Origin of the sequence: Candidatus Aalborgicola defluviihabitans (genome assembly GCF_016705985.1) — a bacterium.
Taxonomy (GTDB): Bacteria; Pseudomonadota; Gammaproteobacteria; order Burkholderiales; family Burkholderiaceae_C; genus Allorhodoferax; species Allorhodoferax defluviihabitans.
This window is the reverse complement of sequence record NZ_JADJKN010000006.1, coordinates 210,414-232,643: the sequence shown is the minus strand read 5'-3', so window position 1 is coordinate 232,643 and position 22,230 is coordinate 210,414. Positions and strand designations below refer to the sequence as shown.

The 22,230-nt window shown below is 60.8% G+C and carries 19 protein-coding genes and 5 pseudogenes; 14 read left to right on the top strand and 10 right to left on the bottom strand.

All coding sequences use genetic code 11. The features are described 5' to 3' along the window. Positions 1–28 precede the first annotated feature (28 nt). From IPI80_RS08720 to IPI80_RS08710, 3 genes are read left to right on the top strand one after another with little or no spacing between them, the layout of a single operon-like run. Positions 29–175, top strand: coding sequence for a hypothetical protein (locus IPI80_RS08720; RefSeq protein WP_413859137.1), 147 nt, complete (start codon positions 29–31; stop codon positions 173–175). A gap of 56 nt (positions 176–231) precedes the next feature. Continuing rightward, on the top strand, positions 232–816 hold the full coding sequence (locus IPI80_RS08715; RefSeq protein WP_413859135.1) for a hypothetical protein: 585 nt from the start codon (positions 232–234) through the stop codon (positions 814–816). Positions 817–837: 21 nt separating this feature from the next. After that, positions 838–1,086: a hypothetical protein gene (locus tag IPI80_RS08710; RefSeq protein WP_413859133.1), complete on the top strand. Its 249-nt coding sequence runs from the start codon at positions 838–840 to the stop codon at positions 1,084–1,086. A 207-nt stretch (positions 1,087–1,293) separates the two neighbouring features. Here the strand turns inward: IPI80_RS08710 and IPI80_RS08705 are convergent, their stop codons facing one another. Both IPI80_RS08705 and IPI80_RS08700 read right to left on the bottom strand, forming a co-directional pair. Then, the gene (locus IPI80_RS08705; protein WP_413859131.1) at positions 1,294–1,923 is read right to left on the bottom strand and encodes an ORF6N domain-containing protein; all 630 of its coding nucleotides are present in this window, start codon (positions 1,921–1,923) and stop codon (positions 1,294–1,296) included. After that, a complete protein-coding gene (locus IPI80_RS08700; protein ID WP_413859129.1) occupies positions 1,920–2,123 on the bottom strand; it encodes a hypothetical protein in 204 nt (67 codons plus the stop codon). The genes IPI80_RS08705 and IPI80_RS08700 overlap by 4 nt, the downstream gene beginning before the upstream one ends. A 90-nt stretch (positions 2,124–2,213) precedes the next feature. On the opposite strand from IPI80_RS08700, the gene IPI80_RS08695 reads away from it, so the two are divergent. Together IPI80_RS08695 and IPI80_RS08690 are read left to right on the top strand one after the other, a co-directional pair. Beyond that, positions 2,214–2,540, top strand: coding sequence for a hypothetical protein (locus IPI80_RS08695; RefSeq protein ID WP_413859127.1), 327 nt, complete (start codon positions 2,214–2,216; stop codon positions 2,538–2,540). A gap of 30 nt (positions 2,541–2,570) precedes the next feature. Next, a complete protein-coding gene (locus tag IPI80_RS08690) occupies positions 2,571–2,831 on the top strand; it encodes a hypothetical protein (protein WP_413859125.1) in 261 nt (86 codons plus the stop codon). Positions 2,832–3,428: 597 nt separating this feature from the next. Here IPI80_RS08690 and IPI80_RS08685 read toward each other — a convergent pair. Next, a complete protein-coding gene (locus IPI80_RS08685) occupies positions 3,429–3,671 on the bottom strand; it encodes a hypothetical protein (protein ID WP_413859123.1) in 243 nt (80 codons plus the stop codon). 285 nt (positions 3,672–3,956) lie between these two features. On the opposite strand from IPI80_RS08685, the gene IPI80_RS08680 reads away from it, so the two are divergent. Next, the gene (locus tag IPI80_RS08680; RefSeq protein ID WP_413859723.1) at positions 3,957–4,907 is read left to right on the top strand and encodes a TPM domain-containing protein; all 951 of its coding nucleotides are present in this window, start codon (positions 3,957–3,959) and stop codon (positions 4,905–4,907) included. 2 nt (positions 4,908–4,909) lie between these two features. Here IPI80_RS08680 and IPI80_RS08675 read toward each other — a convergent pair whose 3' ends face one another. Further along, positions 4,910–5,329, bottom strand: coding sequence for a YccF domain-containing protein (locus IPI80_RS08675; protein ID WP_413859121.1), 420 nt, complete (start codon positions 5,327–5,329; stop codon positions 4,910–4,912). A 69-nt stretch (positions 5,330–5,398) separates the two neighbouring features. On the opposite strand from IPI80_RS08675, the gene IPI80_RS08670 reads away from it, so the two are divergent. Beyond that, positions 5,399–7,816 carry a DNA internalization-related competence protein ComEC/Rec2 gene (locus IPI80_RS08670; protein ID WP_413859119.1) on the top strand — a complete coding sequence of 806 codons (2,418 nt, stop codon included), beginning with the start codon at positions 5,399–5,401 and terminating at the stop codon, positions 7,814–7,816. A gap of 50 nt (positions 7,817–7,866) precedes the next feature. After that, positions 7,867–8,190 (top strand): hypothetical protein, encoded by a 324-nt coding sequence (locus IPI80_RS08665; RefSeq protein WP_413859117.1) that lies wholly within the window; start codon positions 7,867–7,869, stop codon positions 8,188–8,190. An 85-nt stretch (positions 8,191–8,275) separates the two neighbouring features. On the opposite strand, the gene IPI80_RS08660 is transcribed toward IPI80_RS08665, so the two are convergent. From IPI80_RS08660 to IPI80_RS08640, 5 genes and pseudogenes are all read right to left on the bottom strand, one after another. After that, entirely contained in the window at positions 8,276–9,265 is a 990-nt protein-coding gene (locus IPI80_RS08660) for an SPOR domain-containing protein (RefSeq protein ID WP_413859115.1), read from the bottom strand. Positions 9,266–9,268: 3 nt separating this feature from the next. Further along, the gene (gene mltB / locus IPI80_RS08655) at positions 9,269–10,372 is read right to left on the bottom strand and encodes a lytic murein transglycosylase B (RefSeq protein ID WP_413859113.1); all 1,104 of its coding nucleotides are present in this window, start codon (positions 10,370–10,372) and stop codon (positions 9,269–9,271) included. A 47-nt stretch (positions 10,373–10,419) separates the two neighbouring features. Beyond that, positions 10,420–12,468, bottom strand: a complete 2,049-nt coding sequence (locus IPI80_RS08650; protein ID WP_413859721.1) for a transglutaminaseTgpA domain-containing protein — start codon at positions 12,466–12,468, stop codon at positions 10,420–10,422. 84 nt (positions 12,469–12,552) lie between these two features. Continuing rightward, positions 12,553–13,170: pseudogene (locus IPI80_RS08645) on the bottom strand (DUF58 domain-containing protein); the annotation flags it as partial. A 308-nt stretch (positions 13,171–13,478) separates the two neighbouring features. Continuing rightward, positions 13,479–14,391 (bottom strand): annotated as a pseudogene (locus tag IPI80_RS08640) (AAA family ATPase); the annotation flags it as partial. Positions 14,392–14,480: 89 nt separating this feature from the next. On the opposite strand from IPI80_RS08640, the pseudogene IPI80_RS08635 reads away from it, so the two are divergent. The 6 genes and pseudogenes from IPI80_RS08635 to IPI80_RS08610 all read left to right on the top strand — a co-directional run bounded on the left by IPI80_RS08635 (position 14,481) and on the right by IPI80_RS08610 (position 21,426). After that, a pseudogene (locus IPI80_RS08635) lies at positions 14,481–15,385 on the top strand (histone deacetylase family protein). Between the two features lies 1 nt (position 15,386). Then, positions 15,387–16,663 (top strand): annotated as a pseudogene (locus IPI80_RS08630) (mechanosensitive ion channel family protein). 192 nt (positions 16,664–16,855) lie between these two features. After that, positions 16,856–17,605 (top strand): electron transfer flavoprotein subunit beta/FixA family protein, encoded by a 750-nt coding sequence (locus IPI80_RS08625; protein ID WP_413859110.1) that lies wholly within the window; start codon positions 16,856–16,858, stop codon positions 17,603–17,605. A 2-nt stretch (positions 17,606–17,607) separates the two neighbouring features. Beyond that, positions 17,608–18,539, top strand: a pseudogene (locus tag IPI80_RS08620) (electron transfer flavoprotein subunit alpha/FixB family protein). Between the two features lie 86 nt (positions 18,540–18,625). After that, positions 18,626–20,419, top strand: a complete 1,794-nt coding sequence (locus IPI80_RS08615; protein WP_413859108.1) for an acyl-CoA dehydrogenase — start codon at positions 18,626–18,628, stop codon at positions 20,417–20,419. A gap of 47 nt (positions 20,420–20,466) precedes the next feature. After that, the gene (locus IPI80_RS08610; RefSeq protein ID WP_413859106.1) at positions 20,467–21,426 is read left to right on the top strand and encodes an NAD(P)H-dependent flavin oxidoreductase; all 960 of its coding nucleotides are present in this window, start codon (positions 20,467–20,469) and stop codon (positions 21,424–21,426) included. Between the two features lie 188 nt (positions 21,427–21,614). Here IPI80_RS08610 and IPI80_RS08605 read toward each other — a convergent pair whose 3' ends face one another. After that, positions 21,615–22,205 carry a 2-hydroxychromene-2-carboxylate isomerase gene (locus IPI80_RS08605; protein WP_413859104.1) on the bottom strand — a complete coding sequence of 197 codons (591 nt, stop codon included), beginning with the start codon at positions 22,203–22,205 and terminating at the stop codon, positions 21,615–21,617. Positions 22,206–22,230 lie beyond the last annotated feature (25 nt).

Sequence of the window (22,230 nt, the reverse complement as noted above, 5' to 3'; positions counted from 1 at the left end):
CGCTAAAGCGGTGAGGCATTACAGACCCATGCTGTTCATAAAAGCTATGCGCTGGCTCGCCCTGTGCGTGCTGGCGTTGGGCGCGCTGCGCGCGCGCGATGCAAAACGCGCCTCTGGAAAAAATTGCCAGCTTGAACGCCGATTGCGCCCCTGCGCGGGCGGCGCAAGCCCTTGATTCGGCTCAGGAAAACGCCCTCCATTACGGCGGATGCACGTCCTGGGGGGATATACATGGGCGTTGATCCTGTTGACTTCAAGGAAGGCAACATTCATGCGTTCAATCGGTATACATACGCCAACAACAACCCCTACAAGTTCGTGGACCCGGATGGCCATCAGGCCGTTGAAAACTTGTTGGGTAAAGAGGCGCCGATTGTGGTGATCGGAAATGCGTTTGGGGCGTTAGCTGCATATGCCGTAGGCGTTACAAGCGGCAATGAAAGTCTGAAGAACGCAGCTCTTCAAGGAATGGCAGAGAGTCGGCAGGCCAATATTGAGGCGGTCGGTATGTTGGCGACAATGGGGCGAAGTAACACACGAAGCGTAGGAGAATTGAAGCTCCTTCATCCAAAAGAGACTATCGGGAGCAGACCAGATTTAGCAAAGCTTTCCGATTCAGAATTGATGAGGTCGGTTACCAATCCGTCCAATGGAGACAAGATAAAAATCAGTACAGAGTCAGGTAAGGTGGTAGATGGAAACTCAAGGGTTCAAGAATTGCAACGCAGAGCAGGCGATCCGAAAAGCAGCATAACGCCCAACACACAAGTGCCTGTAGAACTTCACACACCTGACCGCTCAATGTTCTCTCATTGAATGATGATCTTGAAAGAATCTATGAATAGCGAAACTTTGGTTTTCAAATTGTTGGCACGTGCCTTACTTGACATTCGCATTGCCAGCCTTGAGGGAAATCCAAAAATGGCATTTGAAATCGCAGATGTTTTTCACAATGTGCCGTATCAACTCGAGCGAATCCAAGGTGGCAATGGAAGTTACCAAGAAGTGGTCGATTGGTTAGAAATGCGATGTGAACAAAAAGGCATGAAATCTTGGCTACAAAACGCTATTGCTGACGTTTCATGAAAACTACCCACACCCATAAAAATGGGTTGCAGTTCATGCTTGAAAACACACGAACGCTGCAACTTTTATAGCTACTTACGCAATATCCACGAGGGCTAGCAGCCCGTTTCCTTCTATCTCTAAGCAAAAGCCACCCACAACCCCATGCCAGCCGCTAAAGCTGTGGGGGTTCCGGGTGGCTTCTTCTTTTAGCCGCAGGGTGGCGCGCTACGCCTTCTTGTCAGCGGCCTTTGCCTTGGTGGCCTTGTGCTTGCTGGGCGTGTCGTCTTGCGTCACAAACCCGATAGGCCGCTTGGGTGGATTGGGTGGCGTCATCAGTTCCTGCAACGCGTCGAACACCTGGCGCAACTGGTTGCGCGTATTGCGGCTAAAGGTGTCGTGCTGCATGTCCAGCGATTCCGTCTTCATCTCCAAATCGGTTAAGCGCTTGGCCAAGTCCTCATGAATGGCGGCGGCCTGGCGTAGCCGCGTAAACGCCCGCACCACATAGACCGACACCTCCACCGCGCGCGCACTGTTGAGCACCATCGCCGCCATGATTGCGCCGTGCTCGGTAAAAACATAGGGCTGGTACTTGCGATGCTGACCCCGGCCGGTCTTTAAGGTCGCAAATTGCGACCTTAAAGAATCGAACTCCTCGGGCGTGAGCTGGAACATGAAGTCTTGCGGAAACCGCGCTGCATTGCGCTTGATCTGCTCATTGAGCCGCTTGGTCTCGACGCCGTACAGCGCTGCCAGGTCGGCATCCAGAATCACCCGCTGCGCACGCAGCGTGGCGATGCTTAGCGAAATACTCTCCACCGCTGGCGCGGTGGGTACCACTACCGCCGTGCTCATCGTGCCGCGTGCGCGGCGCGCTTCGTAGGGGTCTTGGTGGGTGGTGCGGCTTTGTTGGTGGTTGTCGCCGCAGCGGCTGTGGCCGTGGCGCGCGACACATCCCAGCGCCGAGTCTGGTATTTGATGATCAGGCTCTCCAACACTTCGCGCACGATGGCCTGTTCATCGGGCGGCAACTGGCTGACCGCCTCGAACTGCAAGCCCAGCTCTTCGCCGGGTTTCAGTCCGAGAGCGCGGGGGCAGCGGCGTTACGCGGTCTCCAAGCGCTTGGCCCAGCAGAAGGTGCTGCTATGGGCGCGATTGCAGCGATCCAAAATCTTGGAAATGGGGCAAAGACGGCAGAGCAAACGTTTGAAATCATGGATGGCGTTCTACGATCAAAGGCCGCTGATCTTGTAGGCCACTCAACAATTCCTGCTCAAATCCTCAACGTGGAAGGAAAGGTCGTGAGCACTCAACAAATTCCGATCAGCCAGCTTTTGTCTCCCAAGGCTAGTATCAATGTGAGTAGCGGAGCAAAAATGGACCGTTTTATGGAGACGCTCAAACAGACGAAAGCTGGCTCCGCTCCACCACCAATCACCGTCACACCCGGTGCGAATGGGACGCGTATTTAATGTGCCCCTAGATCCAGTTGGACATTGAACATGATCAAACCTGAAAAAATGCCCAATGCGCTTTATGCGCTACAGAGTGTCCTCATCAAAGCCAAAGAGATGGCTTACCAAAGCGCGTCTGCGCGCGACTTGGGGGGCATCCTTGACTATGCCGAAATGCTCCCGCGTTTTATTGCGAGCGAAGAAGACGAGACAGACAAATTCCGCGAATACCTTGCGGAGATAGCAGATGGATACAAATGTGCGTTCGTGTTGCAACGCTTTGACGAGCCGGCGCCTCCAACATGGTGAAGTGGCTTCTTCCTTTGGTGCCGCAAAAACTGGGAATCGCAATATTCCAACCATAGTATGAAGTTCCCTGCGGGCAATTGAAAAATGCCACTGTAAAACAGCCCTGTGGAACTACACACCGGACGCAGTGCTCGCGCACCCGCAAACGACCACGGTGCGGCCACAATAAGTTCGGCTCGCAGACGTCTTTAGTTCATTAAAAAAGCCACCCACAACCCCTGCCAGCCGCTAAAGCTGTGGGGGTAAGGGGGGCTTCTTCTTTTAGCCGCAGGGTGGCCGCTATGTCTTCTTGCCGGCGGCTGTTGGAGCCGACGCGAATTTGACCCAGATGCCGACTTTGGGCTGATCCACTCTTACTGACCGCCAACCCGCACGCAGCCAAGATTCCGAGGACAGCGCGCTGGGTCACTGAAAGTTGGCAGACTGGGTCAATCTAACGTCGGCGCCAACAGTGGGGGTTCGGGTGGCTTCTTCTTTAGCCGGTTGGTCTGCTTGGCTACAGCGCTTCCAGCATCAGCGTCGCCTCGGCCGGCGTCACGATGCGCACACCCTGGTAGTTGCCGCCCAGGCTGTGCAAATGCTGATCGCCCGAAGCAATCAAATGAGCGCGTGCTTGCGCTGCTGGGCGCGCACGGCCTTCACCTCGTCATCAATCATCCGTTCCATCTCTGGCGTCAATTCCTTGGCGGGCGCGTTGGCCCACATGGCGCGCAGTGCATCGCCCGCCTGGCGCTTGAGCTGCTCGCGCAACATGGCCTCCAGGGCTTGCGGTGTCAGCAAGCCAGCGGCTTGTGCGCTTTGTGCCAACATATCGGGCAATTCAACTTGAACGGTGGTCATGGGGATTCCTTCCTTTAGACGGCATGTACTGACCTGCCCAGTTCAAGCGACGCGGATCACGCTGGGGTCTTTCAACACACGGCGTAGAGCCGAAATTGGGGAGACAGGTCATGGAAGAGTTTATCAAGCATAAAGAACACCACGGCGTTGACTTATCCGGGCGCGCGAATCATCATCGGCCACCCATTCGCGAAGGCATTGTGTGCGCAAACAAACCCTACCGGCACACAGCCGGACCCGCTGGATAGCTACGGTCGCCGTTGCTGTCGTGGTTCTTTGCTGACCGTGTTGGCACCGCTGCTGCTACAGCGGCCCGCCGCAGAGGCATCCCTGGCGCCGCCCGCGCAGTACCTGGACGATCAGGCTGGCCTGCTGTCGCCGGCCTTTGTCGCTGCCAAGAACCAATACATCGAGCACTTGTCGCGCACCATGAAGATTGCGCAGATCAACGTGGTCATCTTGCCGCGCGTACCCGGTGGCTCGGTGGAAGATTTCACCATCCGCGCTGCCACTGCCTGGAAGCTGGGGGCTGCGGGTGTGGACAACGGCCTGCTGCTGTTCATCTTTCGCGATGAACGCCTGCTGCGACTGGAAGTGGGCTACGGACTGGAGGCGGTAATCCCCGATGCGCTGGCCGAGCGTTTGTTGGCCGAGCAGGTGGTACCGGCGTTTTCCCGTGGCCAGTATGAAACCGGTGTCGAGGATTTTCTGGATGTGTTGGACAAGACGCTGGAGGCGTCCGAAGCCGCTTCCCACCGCGCGGCGCCCTATGCAGCGATGATTCCTTTTGTGCTGAATGTACTGCGCAACGCACCGCGCATTGCGGTCCAGGCGTGGAGTCTCTTTGTGCAGGCCGACACGCAGGGACGGATGGTACTGGGGCTGTTTGCCAGCGCGCTGGCTGCATCACTGGCATGGGCGCTGGTGGGTATTGCGGCGGGCATTGTTCCCCTTGTGTGCCTGCCGGTACGGCTGCTCAAAAGCACCACGCTGCGCACGCTGGACAGTCCAGCGGTGCGTGCGCAATTCACCGCAAAAAACTTCTTTGCCAGGCCACCGCCGGTTTTCAACACCTTGGCGCAGGAGTTGCAGTTGGGCGAGATTTTCAACGCTGTCTACCTGCTGGCAGGCGCTGTGGTGGGTATTGCTTTTCTCTTCGTGGGGTCGAGTATCCTGATTGGTGGTCTGGGACATTTTGGCGGCGCAGGCGCTACGCTGGGTTGGCCCGCCCCGTAACGCTAACTGCCGTTGCGTGAAACACTGCCTTTGAGCACGATGGTTTTGCCCACGGGCGCCAACGTCAAACCAGCCAGCTTGAGGTGCTGTACACCAAACGGAATGCCGATGATGGTGACAAAGCAGCACACTGCGGCAATCAGATGGCCCACTGCCAGCCAAATGCCGGCCACCAGAAACCATATAACGTTGCCCACGGTGCCCAGCGCCCCGGTGCCGATGTCCTCCACGCCTGTGACCACCGCGCGGTTGACGGCCTCACGCCCAAACGGCAGAAACGCAAACTGGCCAATCACAAAGCAGGCCTTGGCCCACGGCAAGCCAATGATGGTGATGGCGCACAACAGCCCGGCCAGCCACCAGCCCAGTCCCATCAGGAAACCACCAAAGATCAGCCAGAAGATGTTGCCCAGTGTGCGCATGGAACCCCTTTTTTGTTCAAGGCTGTGACTATAGACGTTTGCTGCGTCAGGGCGCTGTAGCATGAAGCCGTGCACACCGATTCCACGCTCTCACCGGGTCAGGCCCGGAACGGGTTCCTGGCTCTTTTGGGCTTGGTGCTGGGATCGGCGTTGCAGTTGCAGCAAATAGACTTGTTTGCATGGCAAATCTATATGGTGTTTGTGCTGCTGGCCCTCGTCGGCTATATGTGTGCAGCTTCCAAAACAATAGCAATCGACAAGCGCATGGGGCTGGCATTGGTGGCGCTTGCGCTGCTGGGGTTTGGTGCTACTGGCCTGCGCGCCAACGCGTACCTGGCAGATGCGCTGGACCCGGCGTTGGAGGGGCGCGACCTGCGTGTGACTGGGGTGGTGACCAATTTGCCGCAGCGCAGCGAGGCTGGTCTGCGCTTTCGCTTTGAAGTGGAGTCCGCTACTCTGGATGGCCAGAGAGCCCACTTGCCGCCGCGCTTGGATGTTGCCTGGTATGGCGAATCCGCCTTGTCCGTAGCCGGATTGAGTCGCCCTCTGCCCAACGTGCAAGCCGGCGAGCGCTGGGCGATGACGCTGCGCGTGAAGGCCCCGCATGGCACCCGCAACCCCCATGGCTTTGATTACGAACTGTGGCTGTGGGAGCAGGGTGTGCAGGCCACCGGCTACGTGCGTGCGGGGGCAAAAGACCCCGCGCCGCAACGCCTGGCGCAGACCTGGCGTTACCCGGTTGCGCTGGCGCGCCAGACCGTGCGGGAGCGCATTAACGCCCAGGTGGCGCAGCACCAAACCGCTGGGGTGTTGGCCGCGCTGGTGGTGGGCGACCAGGCTGCCATAGAGCGCGCGGACTGGGATGTGTTTCGCGCGACGGGTGTGGCCCACCTCGTATCGATCTCTGGCTTGCATATCACCATGTTCGCCTGGGGTGCGGCACTGCTGGTGGGCTGGCTGTGGCGGCGCTCCGGTGCGCTGTGCACCGTGTTGCCGGCGCCGCAAGCCGCACTGCTGGGTGGCGTGCTGCTGGCGACCGGCTATGCGGTGTTTTCCGGTTGGGGCGTGCCGGCGCAGCGCACCTGCCTGATGCTGGCCACGGTGGCGCTGTTGCGGCTGTCGGGTGCGCGCTGGCCCTGGACCATGGTGTGGATGCTGGCCTGCGCGGTGGTGGTGGCGTTCGATCCGTGGGCCTTGTTGCAAAGCGGCTTCTGGTTGAGCTTTGTCGCGGTGGGGGTCTTGTTTGCTACAGATTCAGGAGCGTATAACGACCATTCCACGAGGGCTATCGGCCTAAAAGGCAAACTACTTTCTGGTTTGCGAGAGCAGTGGGTGATTACCGTGGCGCTGACGCCGCTCACGTTGCTGCTGTTTGGCCAGGTCTCGGTGGTGGGGCTGGCCGCCAACGCGCTGGCCATTCCCTGGGTCACGCTGGTGGTGACCCCTCTGGCGATGGCGGGTGTAGTTCTGCCCTGGTTGTGGGATGTGGCGGCTGGCGCCATGGGCTGGTTGTTGGCCTATTTGCAGTGGCTGGCAAGCTGGCCCTGGGCCGTGGTGACGGTCGCTGTGCCGCCCCTGTGGGTGGCGGTTGCCGGCGTGCTGGGCGGTGTGGCGCTGGTGTTGCCTTGGCAGTGGAGCATGCGACTGTTGGGTGTGCCTTTGTTGCTGCCCGTGTTGCTATGGCGTGCGCCCGTGCCAGCGGCGGGCCAGTTTGAACTGCTGGCTGCCGACATCGGCCAGGGCAATGCTGTATTGGTGCGTACCGCCCGCCATGCCCTGCTGTACGACGCCGGCCCACGCTACAGCCTGGAGAGCGATGCCGGCCACCGCGTGCTGGCGCCACTGTTGCAGGCGCTGCAGGTGCGGCTGGACACGGTGGTGCTCAGCCACCGCGATATGGACCATGTGGGCGGTGCCAGCGCGGTGCTCACCCAGCAGCCGCAGGCGACAGTCATCAGTTCTATCGAAGCCGACAACCCGTTGCAGACCCAGCGTGCCATTCAGCGTTGCGTGGCCGGGCAGCATTGGGAGTGGGATGGCGTGGCGTTCGACATCCTGCATCCCCAAGACGCGGACTACGACACGCCTGCCAAATCCAATGCCATGTCGTGCGTGCTGCGCATCTCCAACGGGGCGCAGACCGCCTTGCTGGTAGGCGATATTGAACAACCGCAAGAAGCGCGGCTGGTGGGGCAGGGCGCAAACCTGAAAGCGACAGTGTTGTTGGTGCCCCACCATGGCAGCAAGACGTCCAGCAGTGGAGCGTTTTTGGACACCGTAGCACCGCAGACGGCCATTGTGCAATCGGGCTACCGCAACCGTTTTGGCCACCCTGCGCCGCTGGTGCTGGAGCGCTACCAGGAGCGCAGCATCACGGTCGTGGATTCGCCCCACTGTGGTGCCTACACCTGGCAGTCGTGGCAGGCCCAGAATGGCGCATGCATGCGGGTGCAGGGACTTCGCTATTGGCACCATCGTGTGCCATAGTTGCGCCGTAGTGACAGGACATTGACAATGAACACATTTGGAGAAGCACCATGACGGATAAAGACGCAACGCCACAGGTAGATGATGAGTTGCTGGAGGACGGTGATGAGTCCGTCACCGAAATCGAGATGGGCAGCATCATGCTGCGCCCCGACGGTTACCACTGGCAGTCACCGGATGGCAAAAGCGAGTTTGGACCATTTGACACCGTGGAGGCCGCGCTGGCCGATATGGAATCCGCTGGCGAAGAGAGCGCCGAGCCCGGTGAGACCCTGCAGGAAGCCGAAGACGAAATCGGCGTTTCCGACTGGATTGATCCCGATACGGGCGAACTGGCCGAAGGGCAAAGCACGCCACACTTGCACGACGAGTAAGAATTTGCCGCCCATTGGCGAACTTTGTGAACCGAGTTAGGCATCCTCGGTGAATCCCCCACTTTCAAACAATGGCGCAGGCTGATCAGGGCTGCACGATGACGGCATCAAGTTGCAGGGCCTTGATTTTTTCTACGGCAGTTTGCGCTTGTGATTGGCTGTTGAATGGACCCACGCGCACGCGTGTCAACAGGCCTTTAGAGGTCTTCAGTTTCTTGGTGACCGACGGCAGCTGGGCTGCCAGCAACTTGGTGTGGGCACCCGCTGCGTTTTCGGGTTTGGCGAACAGTCCGACATTGACGAAATAGGGCTTTTCCACCTTGTCGGCCGTTGCGGCCTCAGTGACCGTAGTGGCCTTCACAGGCGTGGGCTCGACGGCACTGGCCGTCGTTTCGAGGGCCGAGGTTGGAGCCAATGTGGGTGCGTCGGCAATGGGCAGGCTGGCGGAAGCCGTAGCATCGACCGCCCGCCCAACTACCACGTTGCCCGGCTCCAGCGCGCTCTGGGGCATCACCGCAAGATTGTCCACCGCAGTGAACTGCAGATAGGCCAACAGCACCAGCAACCAGAACGCCACATTGGCCACGGCAATCGCAATGGCGCGGTTGCGTGTGCTGGCCTGTCGCGTGAGCTGGGTGCGGGCGTCTTGCACATCGGCGTGTGCCTCTGCCGCTGCCGCCATGCGCCTGCGGCTTTCCCTGTGCAGAACGGCATTGCCATACAGGCCGGGCAGCACAAAGGCAGCCAGGATGAAGCCCAGGCCCAGCGCGACCATCAGGGTTTCGGAATACTGGACTTCCAGGCTGCCAATGCCAAACACCAGCAGCACGATGGCGACCACAATCCCCACGTAGGCCAAGGCCGCGCCCCACAGTTTGCGAAACACCAGCCAATTCAAAGTGGTCAGGCTGGCGGCCGTGTTCCAGCTGATGCCTGCGTGTTCCGCCTCTTCAAACCGGGTGAAGATGGGCAGGTAATAGGGTGTGCTGACCGGACCGATAGCCGCCCGGTACAACGAAGTGGTGACGTCTTCTTCCTGAGCTTGAGCGGCTGTGAAGTTGGCGGCGGTAGTCATACACTATTTTGGCATGGCTGCGGCCACTGCCTGGCCCAGTTCAATCACGGCCAGCGCGTAGTAGCTGCTCCAGTTGTAGCGGGTGATGGCATAGAAGTTTTCCGTGCCGGCCAGGTACAAGGGCGGGGCGTCGGCATTTTGTAGCTCCACCAGCGCCAGCGGGCCAATGTGCTGCAGGGCCGTGGCGTCCAGTTCGGCGCCCTTGGCGGCCATGGCAGCTGCCGTGAAGGTAGGCAGGATGTCGGGTGCCAGCAGGGCGGCCTTGTCGGCGTCATTGGCCACCAGATGCACGGGAAAGTGCGTGGGCATGCCGGGCTTCCAGCCAAAGGCCTTGAAGTAGTTGGCCACAGAGCCAATCACGTCGGCGGTGCTGTGGAACAGGTCGACGCGGCCGTCGCCATCAAAGTCGATGCCGTATTTGCTCCAGCTTGACGGCATGAACTGCGGCAGCCCCATGGCGCCAGCATAGCTGCCGCGCAGTGCCAGCGGGTCGGTGTGGGTGCGGTGGGTCAATTCCAGAAAGGCTTCCAGTTCGCGCAGGAAGAAGGCTGCGCGCTCAGCAGCGCGCGGGTGTTCTGGCGGGAAGTCAAACGCCAGCGTGGTCAGCGCATCCATGACCCGGTAGGTGCCGGTTTGCTGACCGTAAATGGTTTCCACGCCGATGATGCCAACGATGATGGAGGCCGGCACGCCGGTCTGCTGCTCGGCGCGCTCCAGGGTTTCGCGGTTGTTCAGCCAGAACTTCACGCCGGCGCGGATGCGCATGGGCTCGACAAAGCGGCTGCGGTACACCGCCCAGTTCTTGGGCGTGCCCACAGGCGGTGGCGCAATGGCGCGGGCAATGCCGGGCATGTAGCGCGATTGGCCGATGGCCTCGCGCACCCACTGCGCATCCAGGACCAGGCGGGCCGCGATGGCGTCGGCGGCCTGCATCGCGTCGGCGCGCGTGGCGTACGGTGGGCCCTGGGTCTCGATCAGGCGCTTGCTGGCGCGCGCACGCTTGACGTGGTGGGTGGCGCTGGTGTGCGCCTTGGCCGCACTGGTTTGTGATTTCTTAAGGTCTTTTGACTCGCTAGCCCTCGTCGGAGCTACGTAAGAAGCTATCAAAAAGATAGCTATTGATAAAAGTATGCGGATGACGGTAGAGTGGGGTTTCACGGAATGCGTTGGGGCCAGGGCAGTTGTCGGAATTCGCGTTGCAGTGTACCCAGTCGCCGCGCGTGGGCGTCGGAATGTGGTGCGTAGCGCCAGGCCTCCATGCGCAGCAGCCAGTCGCCAATGGGCTGCAACTGTGCCGGTTGGCCTGCGCTGTGCTGACGCAGCAGGCTGGCCATCTGGCGCGGCGGGGTGTTGTCGGATAGTTCCAGGCCGGCACGGCGCAGGCGCAGGGCTGCGCTATGCAGCAGGCGCAGCCAGGGGTCTTGGCGGTGGCGCTCCCACAGCGTCCAGGCGGCACCCACCAGGCTGGCAGCCACCACCAGGCCGATCAACAGGTAGCTCAGGTCTTCCCAACTCGGTGATTCAAACCCCAGGTCGCGCAGCAGGTTGAGTTGTTTGCTCTGGGTGTAGTTCAGCACCCACTGGTTCCAGCCATTGTTTGCCGCGTCCCACAGTGCGCGCAGGTTGATGCTGAACTGCGGGCTGACCCGGCTCAGCGCCGTGGCAATTACGCCGCGCGGTGCTTCCAGGCGCGCGATACTGCCGGTGCGCCCAGGTGCTACGGCTGACGTGGGGTCCACCCGCACCCAGCCCTGGTTGGCGACCCAGACTTCAGCCCATGCGTGGGCATCGCTCTGGCGCACGGTCCAGTAGCCATCCACGCCATTGACGGTGCCGCCCTGGTAACCGGTGACGATGCGCGCCGGGATGCCCATGCCGCGCATCAGCACCACAAAGCTCGATGCAATGTGCTCGCAAAAACCCATCTTGCGGTCAAACCAGAATTCGTCGGCGGTGTGGGTGCCAAAGACGCCGGGTTCCAGGGTGTAGGTGTAGCCCCCCGTGTGCAGACGTTCCATCACGGCCTCTACCAATGCGGGGGTGTCGGCACCGGCGTTGGCAGGGTCGCTGCGGATGGTGTTGGCCAGTTGCTGCGTGCGTGGGTTGTAGTCAGGTGGCAGTGCCAGGTAGTCTTTCAAGCCGGTGACACTGCGCAGCGGGCCATAGCGGAAGTCGGTGTAGCTGGTGGCGGTATAGCGCGTCAAATCGGTGACAGGCCGGTCCGAAATCCACTGCAGATCCGGCGTCATGGTCACGCGTCGGTCTGCCAAGGCAGGCTTCTGGGGGGTGGCATCCAGCACCAGTATCCAGGGCCGGCTGTTGGCTTCCAGGGTCACCTGGTAGGTGACGGGATCGCCCTGCGGCTGCAGGTCGGCGCCCAGCTGGTTCCAGAGTGGAAATGCCGACTGCAGTGGCACCCAGTCGCGCCCATTGAAGGTGGACAGCACCGGCCCCCGGAAATACATGTCGTTCATGCGGGGCGCCGTGCCGTCAAAGCGGATGCGCATGGCCACGCTGTCGTCCAGTGCCAGACTGGCAATGGTGCCCACCTGCATGGTGGCGGACAGTCCGCTGCGCCCGGCGATTGCATCGCCTGGCATACCCCACAGCGGCGCAACGCGCGGAAACAGCACGAACAGCACCGCCATGATGGGTGCGCCCAGCAAGGCCATCCAGCCTGCCGTTTTGGCGGCCTGCAACAGGGGCGGACGGCCCACCGGCATGTGGCTGTTGACCAGGGCCGTCAGCAGGCCCAGCAACCCCAGCAGCATGGCCGCGGCGGTGAGCAGACTTTGCGAGAAAAAGAAGTTGGCCAGCAGGGTAAAAAAACCCAGAAAGAAGATGACAAATGCGTCGCGCCGGGTGCGCATCTCCAGGGTTTTGAGGCTGAGCAGCACTACCACATAAGTCACGCCCGGGTCGCGCCCCATGAGCGTACGGTGGGTGGCATAGGTGGCCGCGGTAGCCACCAAGAGCAGGCCCAGCAACCACCAGCGCGAGGGCAGGGTCAGGCTGCGCACCGCCAGATAGGCCCGCCACAAGAGAATGGTCGCAGCCATGGCACTGCACCAAACCGGCAAATTGCCCACCTGCGGGGCAATGATCCAGGCGATCACAGCCAGCAGGAAAAGCGTGTCGCGTGCTTCACGGGGAGGTGTTTGAACGGCGCTGGCTGGTGCAGGTGCCGCCGGTTGCCAGGCCAGCGCCAGTGCTTGCAGACAATTCTTGCGGTGGGCTTCACCGCTGCCGGGCGCGATTTCCTGGCCGCCCAGGCGCAAACCATATTGCAGCCCCTGCTTGTCGGCAGCCAGCACCCAGGCGCACAGGCGCGACAAGGCTTGCTCCAGTGGTGCCCCACCCGCGCTGGCGCCAGCAATGCCGGTGTGGGCCAAATCGAGCCACAACTCAAAGCGCTGTACCTGTTGGGCATCGCGGCTGACCAGCTCGTCACTCTTGGCGGCCTTCTTCCAGACCACCAGCTTGAGCGGATCGCCTCTGCGGTAGGCGCGCACACCGTCAAACTCGCCGGTGCTCTGGCGTTGCACGGTGGCCGCGCCGCCTGGCCGTGGCTCGCCAGGAGGCAGCGGTGGTGGATGCGGTTCGGGCGCCGGATAGACCAGCACCTTGGCTGCCGGGCGCCACACGGTCCAGACCCGAAATGTACCCAGCGGAAAGCGGGTCTCGGCAGTGAGTGCCGGCACCGGATGCAGACCGCGGTGGTGCACCTGAAATGCAATCTGCACCCGGGCAGCGCCCTGGGCTGGCACATCGGTCCAGCTCCAGTGGTCGGTGCCCAGCACTGCCAGACCGATGCCATAGCGCGGGGTGCGCCGCTGGCTCAAGAGGTTGATGCCAATAGTAACGTTGGCCCCCGCAAACTGTGCTTCAGGCGCTACCAAATTCATAGTCATTCCACGCAGGGTGCCGTGGCACACATGCATGCCCACGACGGCGCTGCCCGCCAGCAGAAAGGTCAGCGCATAGCCCAGGTTGAGCTGGTAGTTGATGCTGGCCATCAACAGTACCAGCAGGGTCAGGCCCAACATGAAGCCAGGTGCGGTGGGCAGGATGTAGACGTTGCGCTGCGTGAGCGTCGTGCTGTCGCGCAGGGGAATGCGTGACGTGCACCAAGCTGAAATCTGGCCCCCACGCTCCACCGGTGCCGGGTCGCTGCCCCAGGGCCCCGCCTTGGGCGGCCCTGGCGGCGCTCACGGGGGACAGTCGCCAGCATGGCGCGCACTTGCTCAACTGCGCCCCGGCCTGAGTCGCCCACCGGAATCAGTCGGTGGGCAATGGTTTGCGGCAGGATGGCCTGCACGTCGTCCGGGGCCACATAGTCGCGCCCACTGAGCAGCGCCTGGGCCTTGGCGGCCCGCACCACCGCAATGCCGGCACGGGGCGACAGGCCTTGCAGAAACCACTGGCCGCTGCGGGTGGCGGCAATCAGGTCTTGCACATAGTCCAGCAAAGGAGCTGCGGCATGCACTGCCAACACCAATTGCTGCAATTGCTGCAATTCGGAGAGTGACAGCAGGGCCGGAAGTCGCTCCACAATATCGCGGCGGTCATGGCCGGCCAGCAGTTCGCGCTCGGCCAGGCCGGTCCGGGTATCCCAGCGAAATGCGCATCAAAAAGCGGTCCATCTGCGACTCGGGCAGGGCGTAGGTGCCCATCTGGTCCAACGGGTTTTGCGTGGCGATGACGAAGAACGGCTGGGGCAAGGCCCGGGTTTCGCCTTCGATGGTGACCTGCTTTTCTTCCATGGCCTCCAGCAGCGCGCTTTGCGTCTTGGGGCTGGCGCGGTTGATCTCGTCGGCCAGCAGCACCTGGGCAAAGATGGGACCGGGGTGGAAAACAAAGGCTTCCTTGCCGCGCTCGTAGATGGACACGCCGGACAGGTCGCTGGGCATCAGGTCGGAGGTGAACTGCACGCGCGAGAACTGCAGCCCAAAGGTGCGGGCCAGCGCGTGGGCCAGGGTAGTTTTGCCGACGCCGGGAACGTCGTCAATCAGCAGGTGTCCACCGGCCAGCAGGCAGGCGACGCAGTCCTGGATCTGCGCCGGTTTGCCCACGATCACCGTGTTAAGCTGATCCAGCAAGGATTTAAGTTTGTGTTGAGCGTCCATAGCAGGACGTTACCCGAAAATTTTGATAGGCGAGTACTGTGGCGAACAAGACCGGATACTTTACCCACCCCGATTGCTGGAAACATGAAATGGGCGTCGGTCATCCTGAATGCCCCGAGCGGCTGTCGCCATTGAAGACCGTCTGCGAATCACCGGGTTGGCCGACCTGCTGGATCGACGCGAGGGCCCCCAAGCCCCGGTGAACGATATTGAATTGGCCCACGGCCGCATGCATGTGGCCGCGTTGCGTGGTTTGACCGACGGGCTGCGTGACGACATCAATGCCGGCGGCCCGGCCCACGCGCCTATTGACCCCGACACCTCGATCAACGTCCACACTTGGGATGCCGCCCTGAGCGCAGCAGGTGCCGCCCTCGCCGCCACCGATGCGGTGATGGCCGGCGAGCTGGCCAACGCGTTTTGCTCCGTTCGCCCACCGGGCCACCACGCCTGCCGCAACAAGGCCATGGGGTTCTGCTTTTTCAACAACGTGGCCATCGCCGCGCGGTACGCGCTGGAGCGCCATGGCCTCAAGCGTGTGGCCATTGTGGATTTTGATGTGCACCACGGCAATGGCACGGAAGACATCGTGGCCGGTGACCAGCGTATCCTGATGGTGAGTTTCTATCAGCATCCGTTCTACCCGGAAGGCGGTGCCCATTCGCACGCCAGCAACCTGGTCAACCTGCCGGTGCCCGCCTATACCAAGGGGCCGCTGGTGCGCGAACTGGTGGAAACCTACTGGCTACCCCGGCTGGAGGCCTACCAGCCGGAGATGATCTTTATCAGTGCCGGTTTTGACGCCCACCGCGAGGATGAAATGGGGCAAATGGGCTTGGTGGAGTCGGACTACGCCTGGATGACAGAGTGCATCATGCGTGTTGCCGACCGCCATGCGCAGGGGCGTATCGTGTCCTGCCTGGAAGGTGGTTACAGCCTGGACGCACTGGCGCGCAGCGTGGAAGCGCATGTGCGCGTGCTGGCAGACATTTAATATGACCAGTGCCTTGAAAATTCCAACGCCTCAGCCCATCGACGATCTGGAAGGCTGGCTGCGCGCCTTTGTTCAACCCACGGTGCTGGTGGAACTGGCTTTGCTGGCCTGTGTCGGCATGGCTTGGCTACTGGTTGCAGGCTTGCGCCGGGCGTTTAGTCCGGCCGGCGAGCGCTCGATCTGGTTCGGCAAACGCAATGTGGATGGTGTGCTGTTTCCGCTGGTGCTGCTGTGCCTTGGCTTTGTAGCGCGCAGATTGACCGAGCAAATGGTGCCGCTGGCGGTGTTCAAGGTGGTGATTCCCGCGCTGGTTGCGCTGGTGGTTATTCGCATCGGGGTCAAGGTGCTGCGGGCTGCTTTTAGGGAAGCACGGTGGGCGCGTTCACTAGAACACACCATATCGTGGGTCGCCTGGCTGGTCATGGTGTTGTGGGTTAGCGGCCTGCTGCCCGTGGTGCTCAATGAGTTGGACCAGATCACCTGGAAGGTGGGCAGCGGCACGCTGTCGGTGCGCAACCTTATCGAGGGGTTGCTCACGGCCAGTGGGGTGCTCATCATCGCCCTGTGGATTTCGTCGGCACTGGAGACGCGCTTGCTGCGCGCAGCCACCGGGAGCGAATTGTCGCTGCGCATGGCGGTGAGCAATGCCACCCGCGCATTGTTGATGTTTGTCGGCTTGATGCTGGCCCTGTCGGCGGCTGGCATTGATCTGACGGCCCTCTCCGTGTTGGGCGGCGCGATTGGGGTGGGTATTGGCTTCGGCTTGCAAAAGCTGGCGGCCAATTACATCAGTGGCTTTGTGATTCTGGCCGAGCGCAGTATGCGCATTGGGGACAGCGTTCGGGTGGATGGCTTCGAGGGCATCATTACGCAAATCAACGCCCGCTACACGGTGATTCGATCGTTGACTGGGCGGGAATCCATTGTTCCCAATGAGTTGCTCATTACCAGCCGGGTCGAGAACTATTCCCTTGCCGATACCAGAGTTTGGCAGTCCACCGTTGTTTCGGTCGGGTACGACAGTGATGTGAATGTGGTCATGCAACTGTTGCTGGACGCCGCTTTGGCGCAGCAGCGCGTGTTGCGCGACCCCGCGCCCAGCGTGGCCCTGTCCGCATTTGGTGCGGACGGGCTTGAATTCACGGTGGGCTACTGGATTGGTGACCTGAAAACGGCCAGATGAATCTGCGTTCATTGGTCAATCTGGCTATTTTGGCGGCACTGCGGGCCAACAATATCGAGATTCCCTTCCCGCAACGGGTGGTCCACATGCACTGATTTTGCGGCGACAAAATCCCGTTTCAATTTCTGAATGTGGGGTTATAATTCAAAAAAGCACGATCGTTCTATTTTGTGTTGCGTGCATGAAGGTCATCCAAGCGAGGAATGGCAGGGGTGGCACAGAATAGAATCCCAAGGTTGACGTCTACGTCAAGTCCAACTAATTAGTAACTATCTGGAGCGGCAGCAATGAAAGTCCTGGTAAGCGTAAAGCGCGTGGTCGATTACAACGTCAAGGTCCGTGTCAAGTCGGACGGCAGTGGCGTGGACATCGCCAACGTCAAGATGAGCATGAACCCCTTTGACGAAATTGCCATTGAAGAAGCGGTTCGTCTGAAGGAAAAAGGCATGGTGACCGAAGTCATCGCTGTCTCGTGCGGCGTGGCGCAATGCCAGGAAACCCTGCGCACCGCCATGGCCATTGGTGCTGACCGTGCCATCCTGGTTGAAACCAGTGAAGAACTCCAGCCTTTGGCCGTGGCCAAGCTGCTCAAGGCTTTGGTTGACAAAGAGCAACCCGGCCTCATCATTCTGGGCAAACAAGCCATTGATGACGACTGCAACCAAACCGGTCAAATGCTCGCCGCGCTGGCCGACCTGCCCCAGGGCACTTTTGCCAGCAAGGTTGAAATTGTCGCTGGCAAAGCCCACATCACCCGCGAAGTGGATGGTGGCTCCGAGACCTTGTCCCTAAGTATGCCCGCCGTTGTTACCACTGACCTGCGCCTGAATGAGCCGCGCTACGTGACACTGCCCAACATCATGAAGGCCAAGAAAAAGCCCCTGGAGACCCTCACCCCCGAGGCCCTGGGCGTCAATGTGGCCCCGCGCATCAAGACCCTTAAAGTCGTTGAGCCACCGAAGCGCAGCGCCGGTATCAAGGTGCCCGATGTGGCCACCCTGGTAGCCAAGCTCAAGACCGAAGCAAAGGTAATCTGATCATGACCGCACTCGTTATTGCCGAACACGACAACGCATCCATCAAGGGTGCCACCCTCAACACCGTTACCGCCGCCCTGCAGTGCGGTGGCGACGTCCACGTCCTGGTGGCCGGTAGCAATGCGGCCGCCGCCGCTGCCGCCGCCGCCCAAATTGCGGGTGTAGCCAAAGTGCTGCACGCCGACAGCGACGCTTTGGCACATGGCCTGGCGGAAAACGTGATGGCCCAGGTGGTGGCCATTGCCGCCAATTACAGCCACATCCTGTTTCCTGCTACTGCCTCCGGCAAGAACGTTGCCCCGCGCGTGGCCGCCAAGCTGGATGTGGGCCAGATCAGCGACATCACCAAGGTGATCAGCCCCGACACTTTTGAGCGCCCTATCTACGCCGGTAACGCCATTGCCACGGTGCAGAGCAGCGACGCCGCCAAGGTGATGACCGTGCGCACCACCGGCTTTGACCCCGCTGCCGCCACCGGTGGCAGCGCCGCGGTCGAGACACTGGCCGCTGTGGCCGCCAGCGCCAGGCCAGCTATGTCGGATCCGAGATCGCCAAGAACGACCGCCCCGAACTGACCGCCGCCAAGATCATCGTCTCCGGTGGCCGTGCCCTGGGCAGCAGCGAGAAGTTCAACGAAGTCATGACCCCGCTGGCCGACAAGCTGGGCGCGGCCATTGGCGCCAGCCGCGCTGCGGTGGATGCCGGCTATGCCGCCAACGACCTGCAAGTGGGCCAGACCGGCAAGATCGTCGCACCCCAGCTTTATATTGCCGTGGGCATCAGCGGAGCCATCCAGCATTTGGCCGGCATGAAGGACTCCAAGGTAATCGTGGCTATCAACAAGGACGTTGAGGCGCCCATTTTCAGCGTGGCCGACTATGGCCTGGAGGCTGATTTGTTTGTGGCCGTGCCTGAGCTGGTTGCTGCACTGTAAGTGCGGATCCTGAAAGGGCATCGCTTGCGATGCCCTTTTTTCGTTTGAGTTGAATTTTTGCGTTTGCGCTTCTTCCGGAGTACCCCATGAGCTACGTCGCCCCTGTCAAAGACATGCTGTTCAACATCGAGCATCTGGCCAAGATCGACCATATTGCCCAGATTCCTGGCTTTGAGGATGCGGGTCTGGACACAGCGCAGGCGGTGCTGGAAGAGGCCGCCAAATTCACCGAAGGCGTTTTGGCTCCCCTGAACTGGGAAGGCGACAAAAATCCTTCCAGCTGGAAAGACGGCGTGGTCACTGCAACGCCGGGATTCAAAGAAGCCTTCAAGATGTTTACCGAAGGCGGCTGGCAAGGGCTGCAACATCCGGCGGACTTTGGTGGCCAGGGCTTGCCCAAGACCATTGGCTCGGTGTGCGGTGAAATGTTCAACAGCGCCAATATGAGTTTCGCCCTGTGCCCGCTGCTCAGCGATGGCGCCATTGAAGCGCTGCTTACCGCTGGCTCCGACGAGCTCAAGGCCACGTATCTGGAAAACCTGGTGGCCGGCAAGTGGACCGGCACCATGAACCTGACCGAGCCCCAGGCCGGCAGCGATTTAGCCGCCGTGCGCACCCGCGCCGAACCCCAGCCCGACGGCACCTACAAGATTTTTGGCACCAAAATTTTCATCACCTGGGGTGAGCACGACATGGCCGAAAACATCGTCCATCTGGTGTTGGCCCGCGTGCAGGGCGCACCCGAAGGCGTGAAGGGCATTAGCCTGTTTGTGGTGCCCAAGTTCATGGTCAACAAAGACGGCAGCCTGGGTGCGCGCAATGACGTGCATTGCGTCAGTATCGAACACAAGATGGGCATCAAGGCCAGCCCCACTGCCGTCCTGCAGTTTGGCGACGGCACTGGCGGTGCCGGAGGCTACCTGGTGGGCCAGGAAAACCGCGGCCTGGAGTACATGTTCATCATGATGAACGCGGCCCGTTATGGCGTGGGCGTGCAGGGCATTGCCATCGCCGAGCGTGCTTACCAGACCGCAGCGCGTTTCGCGCGCGAGCGCGTGCAGAGTCGCCCTGTGGACGGAAGCATCGCAGCCGGTGCGTCCATCATTCACCATCCTGATGTGCGTCGCATGCTCATGACCATGCGCGCCTACGTGGAAGGCTGCCGTGCCATGGCCAGTGTGGCCGCCAGTGCCTACGACGCAGCCCATCACCACCCCGATGCTGAAGTGCGCAAGGTCAACCAGACCTTCTATGAATTCATGGTGCCGCTGATTAAGGGCTACAGCACCGAGATGAGTCTGGAGGTCACCTCGCTGGCCGTGCAGGTGCACGGCGGCATGGGTTTCATTGAAGAAACCGGCGTGGCCCAGTACTACCGCGATGCCAAGATTTTGACCATCTACGAAGGCACGACCGCGATCCAGGCCAATGACCTGGTGGGCCGCAAAACCTCACGTGATGGCGGCCAGACCGGCAAGGCGTTGGCGGCTCAAATTGAAACGACCGAAGCCGAATTGCTCAAGAGCGGCACGGCAGATGCAGTGGCCGTAGCCAAACGCCTGAAGGCAGCACGCCTGGCCTTTGTTGATGTGGTGAACTTTGTGGCGGGCAACACCAAGGCCAGCCCCAATGCTGTGTTTTCAGGCAGCGTGCCCTACCTGATGTTGGCCGGCAACGTGATGGCGGGTTGGCAGATGGCGCGTGCATTGTTGGTGGCACAAGAACAGATCGCCGCTGGCAACGATGTGCCTTTTATGCAAGCCAAGATCACCACCGCACGTTTCTATGCGGACCACTTGTTGGTCAAGGCGCCTGGCACGCGCGACAGTATCGTTGAAGGCGCAGACTGCGTTACAGCCTTGGCGCTAGATTCTTTTTAAAAACTTGCTGGACAGATCCTTAGCTCTGTCCTCAACTGACTAAACATATGACCAAACTCCCTGGCGCGCTGGCGCACGTCTCGTTCCCTGTCATCGGTTCGCCGCTGTTCATCATCAGCAACCCCAAGCTGGTGATTGCCCAGTGCATAGCCGGCGTGGTGGGCTCTATGCCCGCGCTCAATGCCCGCCCGGCCGAGCAGTTGGAAGAGTGGTTAATCGAGATCACCGAAGCACTGGCCACCTACAACGCCGCGCACCCGGATGCGCCTGCCGCGCCCTTTGCCATCAACCAGATCGTGCACAAGAGCAACGACCGGCTGGAACACGACATGGCCATGTGCGTCAAGTACAAGGTGCCCATCATCATCACATCCCTGGGCGCGCGCGAAGACATCAACGCCGCCGCCCACAGCTATGGCGGCGTGGTGCTGCACGATGTCATCAACAACAAGCATGCGCACAAGGCCATCGAAAAGGGTGCTGACGGCCTGATTGCTGTGGCAGCCGGTGCCGGCGGCCACGCGGGCGTGAAGAGCCCGTTTGCCTTGGTGCAGGAAATTCGCCAGTGGTTTGATGGCCCGTTGGTGCTGTCCGGCGCCATCGCCACCGGCGACGCCGTGCTGGCGGCCCAGGCCATGGGTGCGGACTTTGCCTACATCGGCTCGGCCTTCATCGCCACCGAAGAGGCCCGCGCGGCTGATGCCTACAAAGAAGCCATTGCGCAAGGTACTTCGGACGACATCGTTTACAGCAACCTGTTCACCGGTGTACATGGCAACTACCTGGCCCCCAGCATCCGCGCCGCCGGTCTGGACCCGGAGAATCTGCCGGTCAGCGACCCCAGCAAAATGAACTTTGGCGGCGCCGGTGCCGCCAAAGCTTGGAAGGAAATCTGGGGCTGCGGCCAGGGCATTGGTGCCATCCACAAGGTGCAAGGCACAGCCGAGTATGTGGCCCAACTCAAGCGCGAATACGCCGCCGCGCGGGCGCGGCTGCAGCTGGTGTAACTCCTGGGTATTGTTGCTGTTTACAGAAAAGACTGATGATCAAATCGACCTCTAGCCCTCGTACAATATGAAAATATTGCTACGAATTGAATAGCGTTCTGATAATTGAATGCAGGAGTCACCTTGCTGATATTTCCGGGTATGGAAGCGCAACCTGCGAGATGCGTACCCGATAGCTGGCGCGTGGTTCAGGCCAGCGCCTCTTTCACAAAATCCAGCCGGTCCTGACCAAAGAACATGGCATCGCCCACGAACACGGTGGGCGCACCGAACACCCCGCGAGCAACCGCGTCTTCCGTGTTGGCTTTCAAAGCGGCCTTGATGTCGGCATCGTTGATCAACGCGAATATTTCTGTCGGATCAAAACCGGCTTCCACCAGTGTCGCGGCTGTCACCGCTGGGTCGTTCAGGTTGGCGCCGTTGACCCACAGGGCCGTGAACACTGCATTCAGAAAAAGTGCAAAACGCTCAGGCTGGCGCAGCTGCACGCCGATGGCAGCGCGCATCAGTTGCAGGGTGTTGATGGGAAAGTGCGGGTTCATCCTGAATTTCACACCGTAGCGTTTGGCAAAGCGACCCAGGTCCACCACCATGTACCGCCCCTTGGCCGCCACCGTTGCGGGTGATGCGTTGCCGGTAGCCTGGAACACGCCGCCCAGCAGCATGGGTTTGTAGACCAGCGTGGCACCGGCCTGCGCGCACAAGGCCGGTAGTTGTGTCCACGCCAGGTAGCTGGCGGGGCTGCCCACATCAAAGAAGAATTCTGCAGTTTTTGGCATTGTTGGCTCCATGGGTAAATGATCG